Below are 13,884 nucleotides of genomic sequence, written 5' to 3'. Positions count from 1 at the left end.
CCAATGTAGAGAAAACAAAATGGCGACCAACCCCGTTCCAGATCATGTCCCACCCGAAATGGTGAGGGACTTCAGCCTGTTTACATCGCCAGGGATGCCACCAACACCCAACGGGGATCCACACGCAGCTGTCGCTTGCGTACATGACGGGCCTCCGATCTTTTACTCCCGCTACAACACGCAAGATGGCCGGGGTACCTGGGTCATCACCCGTGCCGCGGACCAGCGGAAGGTGCTGCAGGACGCAGAGACTTTTTCCAGCCATCGCAGCATCTTCTCCTCCATACTGGGTGAAAACTGGCCGACGATCCCGCTTGAGCTCGATCCACCGGCCCATGGCGTCTTTCGCTCACTGCTCAATCCGCTGCTTTCGCCAAAGCGGGTGTTGGCTTTGGAACCGGCTGTCCGCGAACGGGCGGTCGAGCTGATCGAAAGGATCGCCGCGTCGGGCACAAGCTGCGACGTGATGAAGGATTTTGCCTTTCCTTTCGCGGTGAGCACCTTTCTTCGCTTTCTGGGGTTGCCTGATGACCGGCTCGATACATTCGTCGGCTGGGGGAAAGATCTGCTCCACGGCGACGATAAGGAACGACCTGTGGCTGCCCGGACGATCGTGGCATTCATCGACGAACTTGCAGCCATGCGCCGCGATCAGGCGGTTGACGATTTCATGACCTTTATCGTGCAGGCACAGGTCGAGGGCCGCCGGCTGACGGACACCCAAGTCCGCGGCATCGGCGTGCTTGTCTTCGTCGCTGGGCTCGACACGGTCGCAGCAGCTATAGGCTTTGACTTGGCGTACCTCGCACGCAACCTCAAAGATCAGCAATTGCTGCGGAGCGAACCGGACCGCATCCCGCTCGCAACCGAAGAATTGCTGCGGGCCTATCCGCCCATTCAGTTGATCCGCGTGGCCACGAAAGATATCGACTTCGAAGGCGCGCCGATCCGGAAGGGGGACTATGTTTCCTGCGCCACTATGATTGCCAATCGTGATCCGGCGGAATTCGCATGCCCCAACACGATTGATTTGGATCGGGAGGACAACCGCCACGCAGCGTTTGGCTATGGTCCCCACCGTTGCCTTGGCTCACACCTTGCCCGGCGGGAGATTGTCATTGGCCTGGAGGAGTGGCTGGCGCGCATCCCGGCTTTCAGGATCAAGCAGGGTACGGCGCCGATAACTTCTGGCGGCCATGTGTTCGGGATCGAAAATTTGATCCTGGACTGGTCTTAGGCCCGCCCCGAGCCGGGCACAAACAATGGAGGCACTGCCATGCGCATCATCGTCCAAAAGGCCAAATGCCAGGGCCACGCGCGATGCGCGGCGCAAGCGCCTGACATCTTCAAACTCGATGATGACGGTTACATCCTGCTTGGTGACATTGAAGTTGCGGAAGGGGAGGAACTGCCTGCATCACGAGCCGTGCGATCCTGTCCTGAACGTGCGCTGGAACTCACCCGCTGCGCGCCTTGAGGACTCATTCAACCGAGAGTCTGGCGGGCTTGAACCATGTGGCCGCACTCAGCACGCGACCTCTGTCCCGCACGGTTCACGTCCAACTCTGCAGGGGCATTTCCGGCGCCTGTGTTCCCCGTGAGGCGCAAACGGCAGGGCCCGCGGTTCGCGAAACGCCTCCTTCCAATCACAGAATTTGCGACAGAGCCGAGTGGACCAGACGAGAATTGCCGAACTACTCGACCGCGAGGCGATCCGCGACTGCGTACACCCGAAGAACTGCCCGACCCATGTTGCGGCAGGCCGGGTCTCTGCATGAATTGATAGGGACAAACCAGGAGAACGCACCATATTTGCTCAACATTGTGCCCGGCTCAGCACCGGCCAATGGCCGCAGATCGAGCTGGAGAGGAGGTTCGACCAGCATGTGCTTGCTTGTGTGCTTTCACGTGCGCTCGAGGAGATCGAGGCCGGCGAGGCGACGGCGACGGAGGCAACCGGACTCTCGCTCGCCGAGCTGCGCGATGTCCTGGCCCGCTGTTTCCCTGCTATTCCTATCAACGCGTTTGCCTTGAAAGAGGTAAGCGAGCCCGAGCCGGATCCGGAGGAAGAACTTCTGCATGGACTGCTGCTGGCGCATGCCCGACCTGGCGACCCGACGAGCGCCCGCTTCGCCAGGATCATCGCCCGGCGTGCCATGCGCAATGACCACCTCTGGCAGGACCTTGGCCTTTTTAATCGAACCGACCTCGGCCGCCTGCTCGCCTCGCATTTTCCGACGCTGGCAGCCGGCAACACCCAAAACATGAAATGGAAGAAATACTTTTACCGCAAGCTCTGCGAGGCCGAAGGTTTTTCGCTGTGCAGCGCGCCCAGTTGCCGGGAATGCAATGATGTCGAAAGCTGCTTCGGCCCGGAGGAAGGCGAAAGCCGCCTCACACGGATCAAGGACGGCATCGCCTCGGATTGAGAGCCGCTTCGTAGATTGTACAGCGCTAGCGCTCGCGCCGCGCCATGTGTCTCTTGTCGAATGTCGACGGACACCTTCGGGGATTGAATGCTGTGCCTGCTGTCCGATTACTCGCCATGCTCGCTTCGGCGGGCGCCGTCATGATGGCGGTGCAGGATGCGACCCGCACCATCGCCGCCGAGCAACTGGTGTTCTCCGGGCCGTTGCTGCTCGCCTGCCTCGCGGTTGCGGCGCCTGGGCGGCCGCGGTTCACCGCCGTCATTGTTCGCGCTAGTGCACAGTTTCGCCTCGCTCACCCATTGGGGCGGCCAGATTGTCTCCGGCGTGGCCATCAATTTCGTTGCTGCCGGCTCCGCCATCATTCTCGGCCAGGTTCCGGCAGGGCGCGCGATGGGGTTCCTGGAAGCTTTTCGAACTTTCTGGATCACGCCTCAACCCGAATTGCGTGTGCTTGTTGGACAAATTAGGTCACTAGATTCGGATTTAGGATAGATTCAGGAGGCTTCGAATTTCTAACGCTCGCGACCTCGCAGGTCGTTCACGTCAGCACGAAGGCGTTTAACTCTACGTGTCTTATTGGCAGCTATGCGCCCCAATCTCGGACGCTGGACTCGCCAACCCCGGATCCGGAATCCTGACGTTTTTTCAGTTCAGTCCGACGCACGAGCCATGCTGAACAGCAGCGCCTCTCGATCTGACGGGCGAGTCAGGCAGCCGTCGAAGCGGGCGGAGCCTGCCCGGCAGCAGCCTTTGTTGTAGCAGTCGCCGGCGGCTGGACCAATTCAGAAGGGCTAGTTTCGGCTAAGAGTTCAACTGCCTCAGTTGAGGCGGCCTCGCCCTTGAACAGGCTCGATATGGATGCGGCCACTTTGGTCTTGCTCGTCGTGTCAGGCTCGACAACCTCCTGCATGGGCAATCTGAGATTCGCTAGACTCTCCACAAACACCTCGAAGTGAGGTATCGCCGCTGAAGGATCCTCGTCCAGGGCGAACTCGCGGCGGATGACCTGGATGCGGATGCGGACGTCGTCGGACTGCGGCGTGTCGTCGAGCTGGCTCTGGATCTCCTCGAGGATCTCGGCACCCTGCTCGCAAGTCCCGCTGCTCTTGTGATCGCGGATGAAGATCCTGTGATAGCGCATGATCATTGCCCCGAGGCGTTCGCGGTTCGCTTCCCGCTGTGCCTGCCGCCTCGCCTTGTTTACAGCCTTGAAGAGGCTGGACATGCGCTCGAGAAAGATGTCGATAGGCCCCTGGAGCTCACCCTTATCTCGCTCGATTGTCTCAACGACGGCGCGTGCGAAGCCGAGCTTCTCGATATGTCCGCTCTCTGCCTTGGCGACCGCCTGAATGGCGGCGAACATCGACTTGCCGGTTTCAATCTGGGCCTGAATGCTTTGCAGGGAGATGGTAGGAGCTTCCGTATCGCGAAACCGCGTGATCTCGCCAATGCACGCGTTCATCGCGGCGGTGGCGAGTTCAACGGGGATCAGGTCCTCAATCTCCTTCACCTCGACGCCGTCTGCGAGTTCAAGTGCTCCCAGCTGCAAGACATGTTGGCTGTCGATCAGGCGCTTCGCCTTCTTGTCCGTCCGCATATGGTTGGCCGCATCGTTGCCTGCGGGGTCAGAGTCGAGGAGGGCGACAACAGGCGGCTTGTCGGTATCCCGACCTCTGATCAGGTAGAGCATGTAAGGGATCTCGCTCGCCGATCCGCAAGGCACAATTACTAGATTGTTGAGGTCGAGGGTCTCGGCCGTTACGCCAGGCCGCCTCTGCCGCATGATTCGGGCGGCTCCGGCGAGAAGCACCTGCTCCGTGATCCCCTCGACGAGCAAGTTGACTGACCCCACGAAGGCCGTCTCGCCGACGAACGCACCGAAGGCAGAGCGAAGGGGCTCATAGTGGTTTCGCGAAACGTTTCGAACAACCCGGGTGCCATCATAGCCGCGCCCCTTCTCGAGCACTCGGATACGCTCGGCGTAGTTTTTGTCCAGCAGGAACGGCGAGTGCGTGACGTAGATCACCTGCACCGGTGGGCGGCCGTCCTGAGGGTCGGCAAGATCCTGGAGGACTTTCATGAGGTCCTGTTGAGCCTCGGCGGAGAGGTAGGTATCTGGTTCGTCCATTAGTAAGAGGCTTTCGCGCTCAGTCTGTGGACGGTGCGACTGGGCTTGGATGAGATATGAGAGGAAGTATTTGAGGCCGCTGCTGCGCTCGTCAAAGGTATACTCGGTCCCCGTACGGTCCCTGATCGTGAATACCAACTCGTGTTCGCGCGGTGTGACCTTCAGCGAGAAGTCACGGTCCTGGACCCACCACTTTTTGAAGTTGAGGTAGCGCTCCAGTTGTTCGTTAATGGCTTCCACTAGCGCGTTGGCGTAGCCCTCCTTGCCGTCCGCGATCGCCTCCCGCAGATCCTTCAGCCTGGCCGGCTCGACGTTGCCGAGCTTCAAGAGCAAATCGCGCGCGAGAGCGAGCGACTTCTCCGCGCCATCTACGCGGCGAGCCTCGCGGAGGGCGTTCGCGATTGGTGACAGCGCCAGCCGTATATTGGGAGCGTTGGCGGCGAATATCTTATCATCTCCCAGCATCTCCGCGAAGCTGCCGGCGACTTCGAGCAGCGTTGTGCGCTGTCTGCGGTCGGAGATGCTGCTGGGCTGGGCGTCCCCATTCGCCAGCCAGTGCAGGGGGACCGCTGCGGGTAAGGCGACGTCCGGCATGATACGGAAGGGCTTCGGCAGGATGTCTGCGAGCGGTTGTGCCACTGAGGACGCCTCGACCACGTGCTTCTTCCACCCTTCGTCGGGGTCTGGGACCCAAATGTCGAGCGCCTCGGGCGTCTCCCTGAACATCATGAAGCGGTCGAACTTTACATCTTTTGCGCCGGCGACGTTGGCGATCGCTTCCGCCTCATCCGACTCGACCATACTCCAACCGAGGCCAAGGTGCGGCCAGCAGGTCGCCTCCCGCTCCACGCTGAAGAAAGGCGAGTAGCGGCAGAGATCGCGCTGCTCGAAGCCAATCCCTGACACGGCCTTCTCGACCGCACTCAGAAGGTGACTCTTCCCAGATTCGTTCGCGCCGACGATGGTCGTAATCCGACTGTCGAACTCGACCTCAACGTAGGGATACCAGGCGTCACGAAACATTTCCCAATCGCCCTTGGGCTGGGCATGGGGCGTCGCCTTGCGGATATGGTCGAAGTTAAACGACTTGTAGAAGCGCGCATAGACGGTTGAAAGTCTCATCGTCAATCCATGTAAAGATGGTGTCAGCCGCAGTAATCTGCGAACGCCGGAAGCGCGCGAACGAATGGAGTACTTTGCATGCCTGAACCAAGCGCACAAGATAGGCCGCGCCATCGGCTAGGGAACTTGAATCGGTTTCAACATCAATAATTGCAGATTCGTGGCCGAATATACGGCAGAGTCCGAGACGAGGCAGTTCTTCCAAGACGATCGCTGCCGAAGGAGCCTCCAGCGAACGGCGGCTACCCTCACGGTTGCTGCTGAAAGCTGCGGGTCACCATCCGGCCCTAGGCCGAATGTCAGGAACGCGCCGCATCGCTGCCGTTGTGGTCGGGTAACGGTGAGCGGCGAAAGGCCGTTCACAATACTGAGACTTGAACTGGCGACGACAGGCCACGGCAAACCAGACGAGATGTCCGGGTGACGGGGCCCGGCGTCAAAACCGCCTTCCGCGTCCCCCTCGGCGTCAATTCGCTCAAGGTAGTCAGAGAAGGATAGCGCGTCACGAGACCTCGCAGCAACTCGATCCGCTGGGCGGTAGTGTCTCTGTTTGAAATTTGATGGAATGCAATATGCATTTCCCATATCGGTCCGGCCTCCTATATGCTTAGCGGAAAGCATGGGAGATAGCCTTGGCGAAACGAGAGACATATACCACCAACATCGCTTGTAAGGATTGCGGCACCCGAGGAAAGGGCACGTTTTCGGAAAATGAAAACCCTGTCCATTCCCGAGGAGAGTTGAACCGCATGACAGAGTCGGCAGGTGAAGGGTTCGCCCTCAATACGGCGGCTCGCGAAGGAATGTCGTGTACGAAATGCGGCAGCTTAAACGTGGTACAGGTGTAGGCATGCCCACCGGACCTAAAGGCCAGAAGCGCCCGGCCGACGTGATCGGCAACGCCGTCCGCGTCATGCGCATTGCGACGGGCGATGAAGACGACGACGTGGTTGACGACGGCAAAGACCCAGCCGCGAAAGCGCTTGGGGCAAAGGGTGGGAAGAATCGCGCCGAGAACATGACGCCAGAGCGGCGCGCCGAGATTGCGCGGAAGGCGGCGGAAAGCCGCTGGAAACGCGGTTGACAAATCAATGATTTTTTCGTATTTGGTTGCAAGACGATGGATGCAACAAAATATGGAGTGCCCTTTTGGCCGATCCTGCGGATTTTTTCAAAGACCAACTCCCCTTTCATTCTTGGCCGACAATACCAACCGTTTTGCGAACCGCCTACGCGGCTGCGGCTGATCTGGCGAAGAGCGACCCGATCCTTCAGGTCGAGAGCGCCCAGGATAACAAGGGGCGACTGATTTCGTGGGCAGTAGATTTCGGTCTGAAACGAGCAGTAGATAAAGGTTCGTTGTCATGTGACTATCGGTGGCGAACCTACGCGAAGCCGACTGGTCGCTATCTTGAATTGCGGTTTTCGCATTCGACGGCATCGGTAAGCCAAATAGAAGATCCCAAGCGCCAGCCTCGCAATGTAGTTTTTCGGGAAAACGCTCGACTCCGGGCGCCAAGCCTTTTTGAAGACATCGAAGAGAAAGAGCCTGTGTCTGGCGCCCCTCACTTCCTGCTCGTGCACGGGCATCAGGAACTCAATTTCGCCCATTTCGGAGCACCTTCCTCAACATCAAAATCTAAATGGACGTGGCTGTCTCAGAACTTGATGAAGCTCCCGCATGAAATGCCCTCCGAGGGACCGGGCGCGGAAGATACAGACGTGGACCTAGATGAACTCAATCTACTGAAAGAGGACATCGAGCGGTGGATGAAGGACAATGACGGTTCCAGATAACAATATTCTTCAGTTCCCAAGCGCCGCCCATGCCGACCGCATCGGGCGGCTCTTGATTCCTGAGCGTCTCACGGAAGCTAGACTTGCTGCTCGTATCACTCAGACCGAGCTAGCAGAGCACATAGGGGTTAGCCGGCAAGCAGTGTCCTCTTATGAGCAGGGAGACAAAAACCCTGAACCAAGCGTGATGGCTCGCATGGCTGCCACCCTAAAGCAGCCGATCCCGTTCTTCACTAAGGAAGTGCGCGCGGACTTTGGTAAGCACAGCGCAAACTTCTTTCGAAAGGTAGGGGCGGATACGAAGCGGCGAAACCAAGCCTGTGAGGTCTACGCTCAGTGGCTTTCCGCCACGGCTCACGCGTTTGATTCAATCGCGAATTATCCGACTGTTGATCTTCCGTCGTTTGAGCCCCGTGGCGGCAGCTACGATGATGACGAGATCGAGGAATACGCAGAAGTCACCAGGCAACATTTTGGCTTGGGGCTTGGCCCGATTTCGAATGTTGTGCGCCTCATGGAGGCGAAGGGGGTGATCGTCTCCCGCTATAGGATCGAGGGCGAGAGCATTGAGGCATTCTCCTATTGGTCTGGCTCTCGTCCGTTCGTCTTCCTTTCGTCCATGAAGGAATCGGCGGTGCGGGCGAGATTCGATGCCGCTCATGAACTGGCCCATCTATGCTTGCATAGATGGGTAGGGTCCGAAGAGATTGAAGACAAAGATCGCCTCAAAGAAATCGAACACGAAGCAGACCGTTTTGCTGGAGCCTTTCTCCTCCCGGCAAAGTCATTTCCGAATGAAGTTTACTCGCCAAGAGCAGAGAGCTTCATTGACCTGAAGGCGCGGTGGAAAGTTTCCATTCAAGCAATGGTCTATCGAGCAAAAGACTTGGGGCTGTTTGATGATCGACAGGTGACAAATATTTACAAGCAGATTTCCTATAAAAAATGGCGGACTGTCGAGCCGCTAGACCGAGGTCCACGAGCGATACCATTCGAGGAGCCCCTACTTCTGAAGAGAGTGGCTGAGTTGGTTTTTCAGAGTGGTCGGTACAGCATCGATAGCTTTAAATCGGATGTCGCACTTTCGGTGCGCGACCTGGAGCGACTGACTGGTTATCCATTCGGTGAGCATGGGGCAGAAATCGATCTCTCTCCATCATTGAAGTGAACTTATATGCTTGACACTAAGCATAATAGTTCACATATTAGGGGCATGAACAAGCTGCCCCTCAAGACCCGCGTCCAAATCCTCACCATGCTTTGCGAGGGATCGTCCATGCGGTCGATCTCTCGCGTTGCCGATGTGTCGATCAACACGGTTTCGAAGCTGTTGGTCGATGCTGGCAAGTTCTGCGCCGATCTGCACGACCGCGAAGTCCGCAACGTGAAGGCCAAGCGCGTCCAGTGTGATGAAATCTGGAGCTTCACGGCAGCGAAGCAAAAGAACGTCGCGGCGATGAAAAACACCGTTGATGGTGCTGGCGACACGTGGACGTGGACCGCTCTGGACAGCGACAGCAAGCTTATCATTTCATGGCTGGTCGGCGGCCGCGATGGCGAGTATGCACTGGCTTTCATGGACGACGTAAAGGACCGCCTTGCCAACCGCGTCCAGCTTACGACAGACGGTCACAAGGCCTATCTGAACGCGGTTGAGGAAGCCTTTGGCGCTGACATCGATTACGCCATGCTGGTCAAGATGTATGGCGAGCCGGAAGGCAAGGCAGCGCCACAGGAACGCCGCTACAGCCCCGCCGTGTGCACAGGCGCAAAGAAGACCCGCATCGAAGGCTCGCCCGATCTGGCGCATGTCAGCACGTCGCACGTTGAACGGCAGAACCTCACCATGCGCATGCAAATGCGCCGCTTCACGCGCCTGACCAACGCATTCTCAAAGAAGTTCGAAAACCACGTCCACATGGTCGCGCTTTACGCGGTTTGGTACAATTTCATCCGCATTCACAAAACGCTGAAAACTTCACCAGCTATGGCTGCGGGCGTTTCCGCGACGTTGTGGTCGATGGACGAAATTTGCGCAAAGATGGACGAGATCGCACCGAAACCGGGAAAGCGTGGAATTTACAAAAAGAGGATCATCGCGACGAAATTTTAATACCGCATTGGCAACTAGCCGTGTACACACTACGTACTAGCGAACCAGCGTGAATCGCTTTGGAATAGGAGGTACGTAACATGGATCACAATCTTTCGAGGTTGGTGGAACTCGCCAAGGGAGTTCACATGAATGACGCTCAGCGTACCGAACAGCGTAACAGCTTTGTCTACGGGAACACCAAGATCGAGAATACGAACGTCACACGCGAGTTGGTGGAGGCGATTTCTCGTGAAGTTCCGTTGGCACGTGAAGCGCGCTAGAGCGTAAAAAGAGCGAGGGTCGTACCTGTGGCGGTTGACCACCAAACCGCTCTCGAAATCGAAAATGGATTTCGTCAGTACGACCTCACTCTTGATATCATAAAATACTATCTGGAACCCGAAAGGCCGTTTGCCTTGCGGGTTCCAATGATTCTTGACTTACAGCGAGAGGCTGTGGTGGGGATTGAAGCCGAAGCCGGGCAAATTAGAAATAATGTTGTCGGTATAAACAAGAGCAAGCATCAACCTCCCGCGCCGCACCTAGTTCAAGCCCACCTAACAGAATTTTGCGAATACATAAACAATAACTGGCACGAGAAAACGGCCTTTTATCTTTCCGCATACGCTATGTGGCGCCTCAATTGGATACATCCATTTACAGATGGCAATGGTCGTACTTCCAGGGCTCTATCTTACGCTCTCCTAAGCATCAAGCTCGGCTATATTCTACCAGGTGCCCCGACGATCCCGCAGCAGATCGAGGAAGACAATACCCACTATATAGAAGCCCTCGAAAAGTCTGATGCCGCCGCCGTTGGCGGAACGGAAGACGTTAGCGAGATGGAGCGCATGATCCGCGCCATGTTGGCAAACCAGCTTATGTCCGTGATCGAAGCTGCCGGACCAATTTCAAACTGAGACACTACCCGCTGGGCCTCCTCGAGATAGCGCGCGCTGCCCAACAAATTGCGTACATTCCATTTGTTGAAATCGAATTTTTGTCCCGAGCATATCCAGCCCCACGAAGAAGGCCGTTGGTCGGTCCGACATCGGCAGCAACTCAACCCAAGCGAAAAGTGCGGGCAGCTCGTGGTCTCGTATCCATTTACGATCGCCATATTCGGCCATCACCGCTTCAAGCCCACTCAAGATCGTGTCGGCAGGAACAACGAGGCCACCAACGACCATGCGTTGCGCTAGCTCGCGCCTTTACACCATGGGTAATGTTTCCAATCAGAATTTCATTGAACTCTGCGGCTCGATCGCCATGAGGCATGAGGACGGCACATCCAACAAACCGCGCGACGCGTACCAGGTCATTTGGGGGAATCTTCCTCCTTGACTGTGTGGGCAGCCGCTATGAGAACTTCGGCAATATCGCACGTCTGGGCTCGCTCTCTGGAGCGGTTTGCAGCAGCGCGCGCAAAGTCGGGCCAATTGCCGAACTTGCCCTCCGGCATCGGCTCGTGCCGCCGCTGCCAGATCACTTGCAGCCCGACGGCAGCTTCGGCACCAAACTCCCGGATAGGAGGCAACGTTTTAAAACGGCCTCGGCGTCTTCGGTGCCAATGGTCGTAAGTGCGACGCGGTACTCGTGGACATGCGAGATCCGCATTTCGTCCAGGGCGTGTCGGTTGGACTTGTTGGCCGCAAACGCAACCTTGGCAGCATGAACCCTGCCAGATCGGCTCCGAGCATATCGTCCAGAATCGGCACTTGACTGGCGCAGGAACCCGCCGCATTGCCCAAGTAAGCCGTGCCATGTGATGGCGCGAAGCTGATTGAGCGATGAGCTGCCGCCCCTTGCATCGACGAGACCATCTCGCACCATCGGTAGTCTTTAGCCGAAACAGAGTGAGGTCAGCCGGCGCGTGCGGCCTTTGTGCGATTACGTCCACCTGCCGCTCTTTTAACGCTACGCACGGAGACGGCTTTGGGGGCCACGACGTCGCCGAGCCGCTCTATACGGAGGGGCGCGCGCGAGGGAAGGCGAACGACGAGTTCGAGTTGCCCCTCGATCGCCTCGACGTAGCTTTTAAGAGTAGACAAGTACATGTCGGCTTGTTTCTCGATCTTCGAGACCGAAGGCTGCTTGATCTTGAGGACCGAAGCGATTTCGGCCTGGGCCTTTCCAGCGGCACGCCGCAAATCGCCGAGACTCTCGACTTCTCCCCTTAACTCTTCGAAACGCGCGTCGACCCGGTCCCGACGATCCTCGGGGAGCGCAGCGATTAGGTCATCAAGCTTGCGTCCCATCACTTCTTCTCCTTCTTCGCCGCCGCCAAACGGTCGAGATGCCCTTGATAGCGCTTGTCCGCCTTGGCGATCAGACTTTTATAGAAGCGCTTCTCACTCACGCCCGACTTATCGCCGGCGACGAGCAGGATCGCCTTCCGCTTCTGATCGAATGCGAACGCAACCCGCCAGACACCATCATCAGCGTCGAAGCGAAGTTCTTTCATGTTCGCGAACGACGAGTCATTCAAGGTATCCGTATGCGGTCGCCCCAGCTGGGGCCCGAACACACCGAGCAGCTTAGCCGAAGCCAATAGCTCATCTTGGACTGTCTGGGGCAACGCCTCGAACTCCCCATCGAACTCATCGCCAAAAACGACTTCCCAAGTCATATATAGCCCCTAGGCTATGTAGTCAACATCATCAAGCTGCCGAACGATAGTCTGCGGCCGAAACAAGGTACGCGCGGTAGACGATAGTCCGGCCGCCGTTGACACGACTGGCAATTCGCGACCTGTCTGCGCTATCGAGCGGCATCGTCACCGGCGTTCTGACGGGCATGGCCGGCGCGTAGCTGTCGCTTGCCCAGAATCCCGGCTTGTCGTGAAGGATATGACCGCCAGCAAGGGTCCCATCGCGCCGGCAGCGCTCACCGTCGCCAAATATGGAAACCTGTGCCGGCGAGGGTTCGCGTGTCTGGCGGGGAAGGTCCCTGGCCCGGAGGTGAAGCCGGCGAGGCGCTTGCGCTGGTCCATGCGTAATCGTGCGGAGGACCGCGCCGCGCCGCGCTGTGCATCGCATCTCTCGTCCCGCTGCGCTGCTGAGGCCTCTTCTGTCAGGCGGTCTAGGTTTCGCGCTTCGGGCCGAGCAGGAACACTATGAGGGCAGCGACGAACGTGGCAACAGCACTGTAGGCAATGGCGCTGGTAATCCCCGCATTCTCCACCAATAGTCCACCGAAAATCGCGCCGGCTGCGATTGCCACTTGGAATACTGTGACCAGCAGCACACCGGCGCTTTGGGCCTGCTCGGGAACGGCCCTCCGTACCATCCACGTCTGCAATCCCACTGGCACCGCGCCGAAGGCAAACCCCCACGCGGCAACAGCAATCGCCGAGGCCAAGGCCGATGCTCCCGCCGTCAGCAGCGAAACAGCGGCTATCGCTATGAGCAGCGGTGCAAGGGCCGCGACTGCCTTGAGACTGTACTCGGCCAGAAGCCCGCCGGCCAAATTGCCGAAGAATCCGCCGATGCCAAAAGCAAGCAACACAAGCGAGATCGTCTCTACATCCAGCGCGGGAATCTTCTCGAGGAAGGCGCGGATATAGGTGATTCCGGCGAAGTGGCCGGAAGCGACCAGCAGGACGACCAAAAGCGCAATTTTGACCATCGGGATCTTGGCTACATCCAGCAGGCTGCGGAAGCTAGCCACTCCAATCGGAGGCAGTCTCGGAATGGTTATGAGTTGCACGAGCAGTGTAGCGGCGGCGCCGGCTGCGGCGAGCATAAAGGCGCTTCGCCATCCCCAGATATCACCGACATAAGCGCCGATTGGAGCTGCGCAGACGGTAGCTACGGAAACGCCGGTGAGGATGATCGACATAGCGCGCGGCAGGAGGTGGGTTGGAACAAGCCGCATCGCCAGTGCTGCCGACATCGACCAGAAGCCTCCGAGCGCTATGCCGAGCACGACGCGTGCAGTCAGGAGAGCCGCCAGCGACCACGCGCCGGCCGCCAGAACGTCCGACAGGATCAGCAGCAGCGTCATGGTCCACATGACGGTCCTGCGGTCCAGGCGCTTTGTGATAATGGCCACCGTCGGCGCCGAGATCGCCCCGACGATAGCTGTCGCCGTCATCGCCTGTCCAGCCGCTCCCTCGCTGATACCGAGATCATGCGCGAGGGGCGTGAGCAGGCTGACAGGCAGAAACTCTGCCGTGACCAGCCCGAAGGTGCCCAAGGAAAGCGAAATGACCGCACCCCATGCGGGACCAGACGGTGGGACGGGCTTTTCTGGGTCGCGCAGAACAGCGTCCATGACACCTGCTGCGGATTGGGTCATGAACGAAGTCTCCA

General features: G+C 58.3%; 15 protein-coding genes and 1 pseudogene. 10 read left to right on the top strand and 6 right to left on the bottom strand.

Annotated elements, in window-relative coordinates:
• The first annotated feature begins 19 nt into the window (after positions 1-19).
• The 4 genes and pseudogenes from NKI49_RS17930 to NKI49_RS17915 form a co-directional block, all read left to right on the top strand.
• Positions 20-1,237, top strand: coding sequence for a cytochrome P450 (locus tag NKI49_RS17930; protein WP_352603594.1), 1,218 nt, complete (start codon positions 20-22; stop codon positions 1,235-1,237).
• A gap of 39 nt (positions 1,238-1,276) precedes the next feature.
• Positions 1,277-1,477 (top strand): ferredoxin, encoded by a 201-nt coding sequence (locus NKI49_RS17925; protein ID WP_352603592.1) that lies wholly within the window; start codon positions 1,277-1,279, stop codon positions 1,475-1,477.
• A 331-nt stretch (positions 1,478-1,808) separates the two neighbouring features.
• The gene (locus tag NKI49_RS17920) at positions 1,809-2,429 is read left to right on the top strand and encodes a nitrogen fixation protein NifQ (protein ID WP_352603651.1); all 621 of its coding nucleotides are present in this window, start codon (positions 1,809-1,811) and stop codon (positions 2,427-2,429) included.
• Between the two features lie 264 nt (positions 2,430-2,693).
• Positions 2,694-2,801 (top strand): annotated as a pseudogene (locus NKI49_RS17915) (ABC transporter permease); the annotation flags it as partial.
• Between the two features lie 334 nt (positions 2,802-3,135).
• Here NKI49_RS17915 and NKI49_RS17910 read toward each other — a convergent pair.
• On the bottom strand, positions 3,136-5,679 hold the full coding sequence (locus NKI49_RS17910; protein ID WP_352603589.1) for an AAA family ATPase: 2,544 nt from the start codon (positions 5,677-5,679) through the stop codon (positions 3,136-3,138).
• A 117-nt stretch (positions 5,680-5,796) separates the two neighbouring features.
• Positions 5,797-6,264: a hypothetical protein gene (locus NKI49_RS33405; protein WP_502899536.1), complete on the bottom strand. Its 468-nt coding sequence runs from the start codon at positions 6,262-6,264 to the stop codon at positions 5,797-5,799.
• A gap of 232 nt (positions 6,265-6,496) precedes the next feature.
• Between NKI49_RS33405 and NKI49_RS17905 the strand changes: the two genes are divergently transcribed.
• The 6 genes from NKI49_RS17905 (at position 6,497) to NKI49_RS17880 (ending at position 10,491) form a co-directional block, all read left to right on the top strand.
• Positions 6,497-6,763: an RNA-binding protein gene (locus NKI49_RS17905; protein ID WP_352603649.1), complete on the top strand. Its 267-nt coding sequence runs from the start codon at positions 6,497-6,499 to the stop codon at positions 6,761-6,763.
• Positions 6,764-6,828: 65 nt separating this feature from the next.
• Positions 6,829-7,476, top strand: a complete 648-nt coding sequence (locus NKI49_RS17900; protein WP_352603587.1) for a hypothetical protein — start codon at positions 6,829-6,831, stop codon at positions 7,474-7,476.
• On the top strand, positions 7,460-8,644 hold the full coding sequence (locus NKI49_RS17895) for an ImmA/IrrE family metallo-endopeptidase (protein WP_352603585.1): 1,185 nt from the start codon (positions 7,460-7,462) through the stop codon (positions 8,642-8,644). Before NKI49_RS17900 ends, NKI49_RS17895 begins: the two co-directional genes overlap by 17 nt.
• 45 nt (positions 8,645-8,689) lie before the next feature.
• Positions 8,690-9,589, top strand: a complete 900-nt coding sequence (locus NKI49_RS17890; protein WP_352603583.1) for an IS1 family transposase — start codon at positions 8,690-8,692, stop codon at positions 9,587-9,589.
• A gap of 80 nt (positions 9,590-9,669) precedes the next feature.
• On the top strand, positions 9,670-9,852 hold the full coding sequence (locus tag NKI49_RS17885; RefSeq protein WP_352603581.1) for a hypothetical protein: 183 nt from the start codon (positions 9,670-9,672) through the stop codon (positions 9,850-9,852).
• Positions 9,853-9,879: 27 nt separating this feature from the next.
• Complete coding sequence (locus NKI49_RS17880) at positions 9,880-10,491, top strand: Fic family protein (RefSeq protein ID WP_352603579.1); 612 nt, start codon at positions 9,880-9,882, stop codon at positions 10,489-10,491.
• Here the strand turns inward: NKI49_RS17880 and NKI49_RS17875 are convergent.
• The 4 genes from NKI49_RS17875 to NKI49_RS17860 all read right to left on the bottom strand — a co-directional run bounded on the left by NKI49_RS17875 (position 10,483) and on the right by NKI49_RS17860 (position 13,870).
• Positions 10,483-10,761: a hypothetical protein gene (locus NKI49_RS17875; protein ID WP_352603577.1), complete on the bottom strand. Its 279-nt coding sequence runs from the start codon at positions 10,759-10,761 to the stop codon at positions 10,483-10,485. The two genes, NKI49_RS17880 and NKI49_RS17875, sit on opposite strands and share 9 nt — an antisense overlap.
• 672 nt (positions 10,762-11,433) lie before the next feature.
• Positions 11,434-11,829, bottom strand: coding sequence for a helix-turn-helix domain-containing protein (locus NKI49_RS17870; protein ID WP_352603575.1), 396 nt, complete (start codon positions 11,827-11,829; stop codon positions 11,434-11,436).
• Positions 11,829-12,200, bottom strand: a complete 372-nt coding sequence (locus NKI49_RS17865; RefSeq protein ID WP_352603573.1) for a type II toxin-antitoxin system RelE/ParE family toxin — start codon at positions 12,198-12,200, stop codon at positions 11,829-11,831. The genes NKI49_RS17870 and NKI49_RS17865 overlap by 1 nt, the downstream gene beginning before the upstream one ends.
• A 452-nt stretch (positions 12,201-12,652) precedes the next feature.
• Positions 12,653-13,870 carry an MFS transporter gene (locus NKI49_RS17860; RefSeq protein ID WP_352603571.1) on the bottom strand — a complete coding sequence of 406 codons (1,218 nt, stop codon included), beginning with the start codon at positions 13,868-13,870 and terminating at the stop codon, positions 12,653-12,655.
• Positions 13,871-13,884 lie beyond the last annotated feature (14 nt).

The organism is Mesorhizobium sp. M0587 (genome assembly GCF_040320945.1).
Lineage (GTDB): Bacteria > Pseudomonadota > Alphaproteobacteria > Rhizobiales > Rhizobiaceae > Mesorhizobium.
The sequence above is the reverse complement of the archived record's forward strand: the minus strand, read 5'-3'. Positions and strand labels throughout refer to the sequence as shown.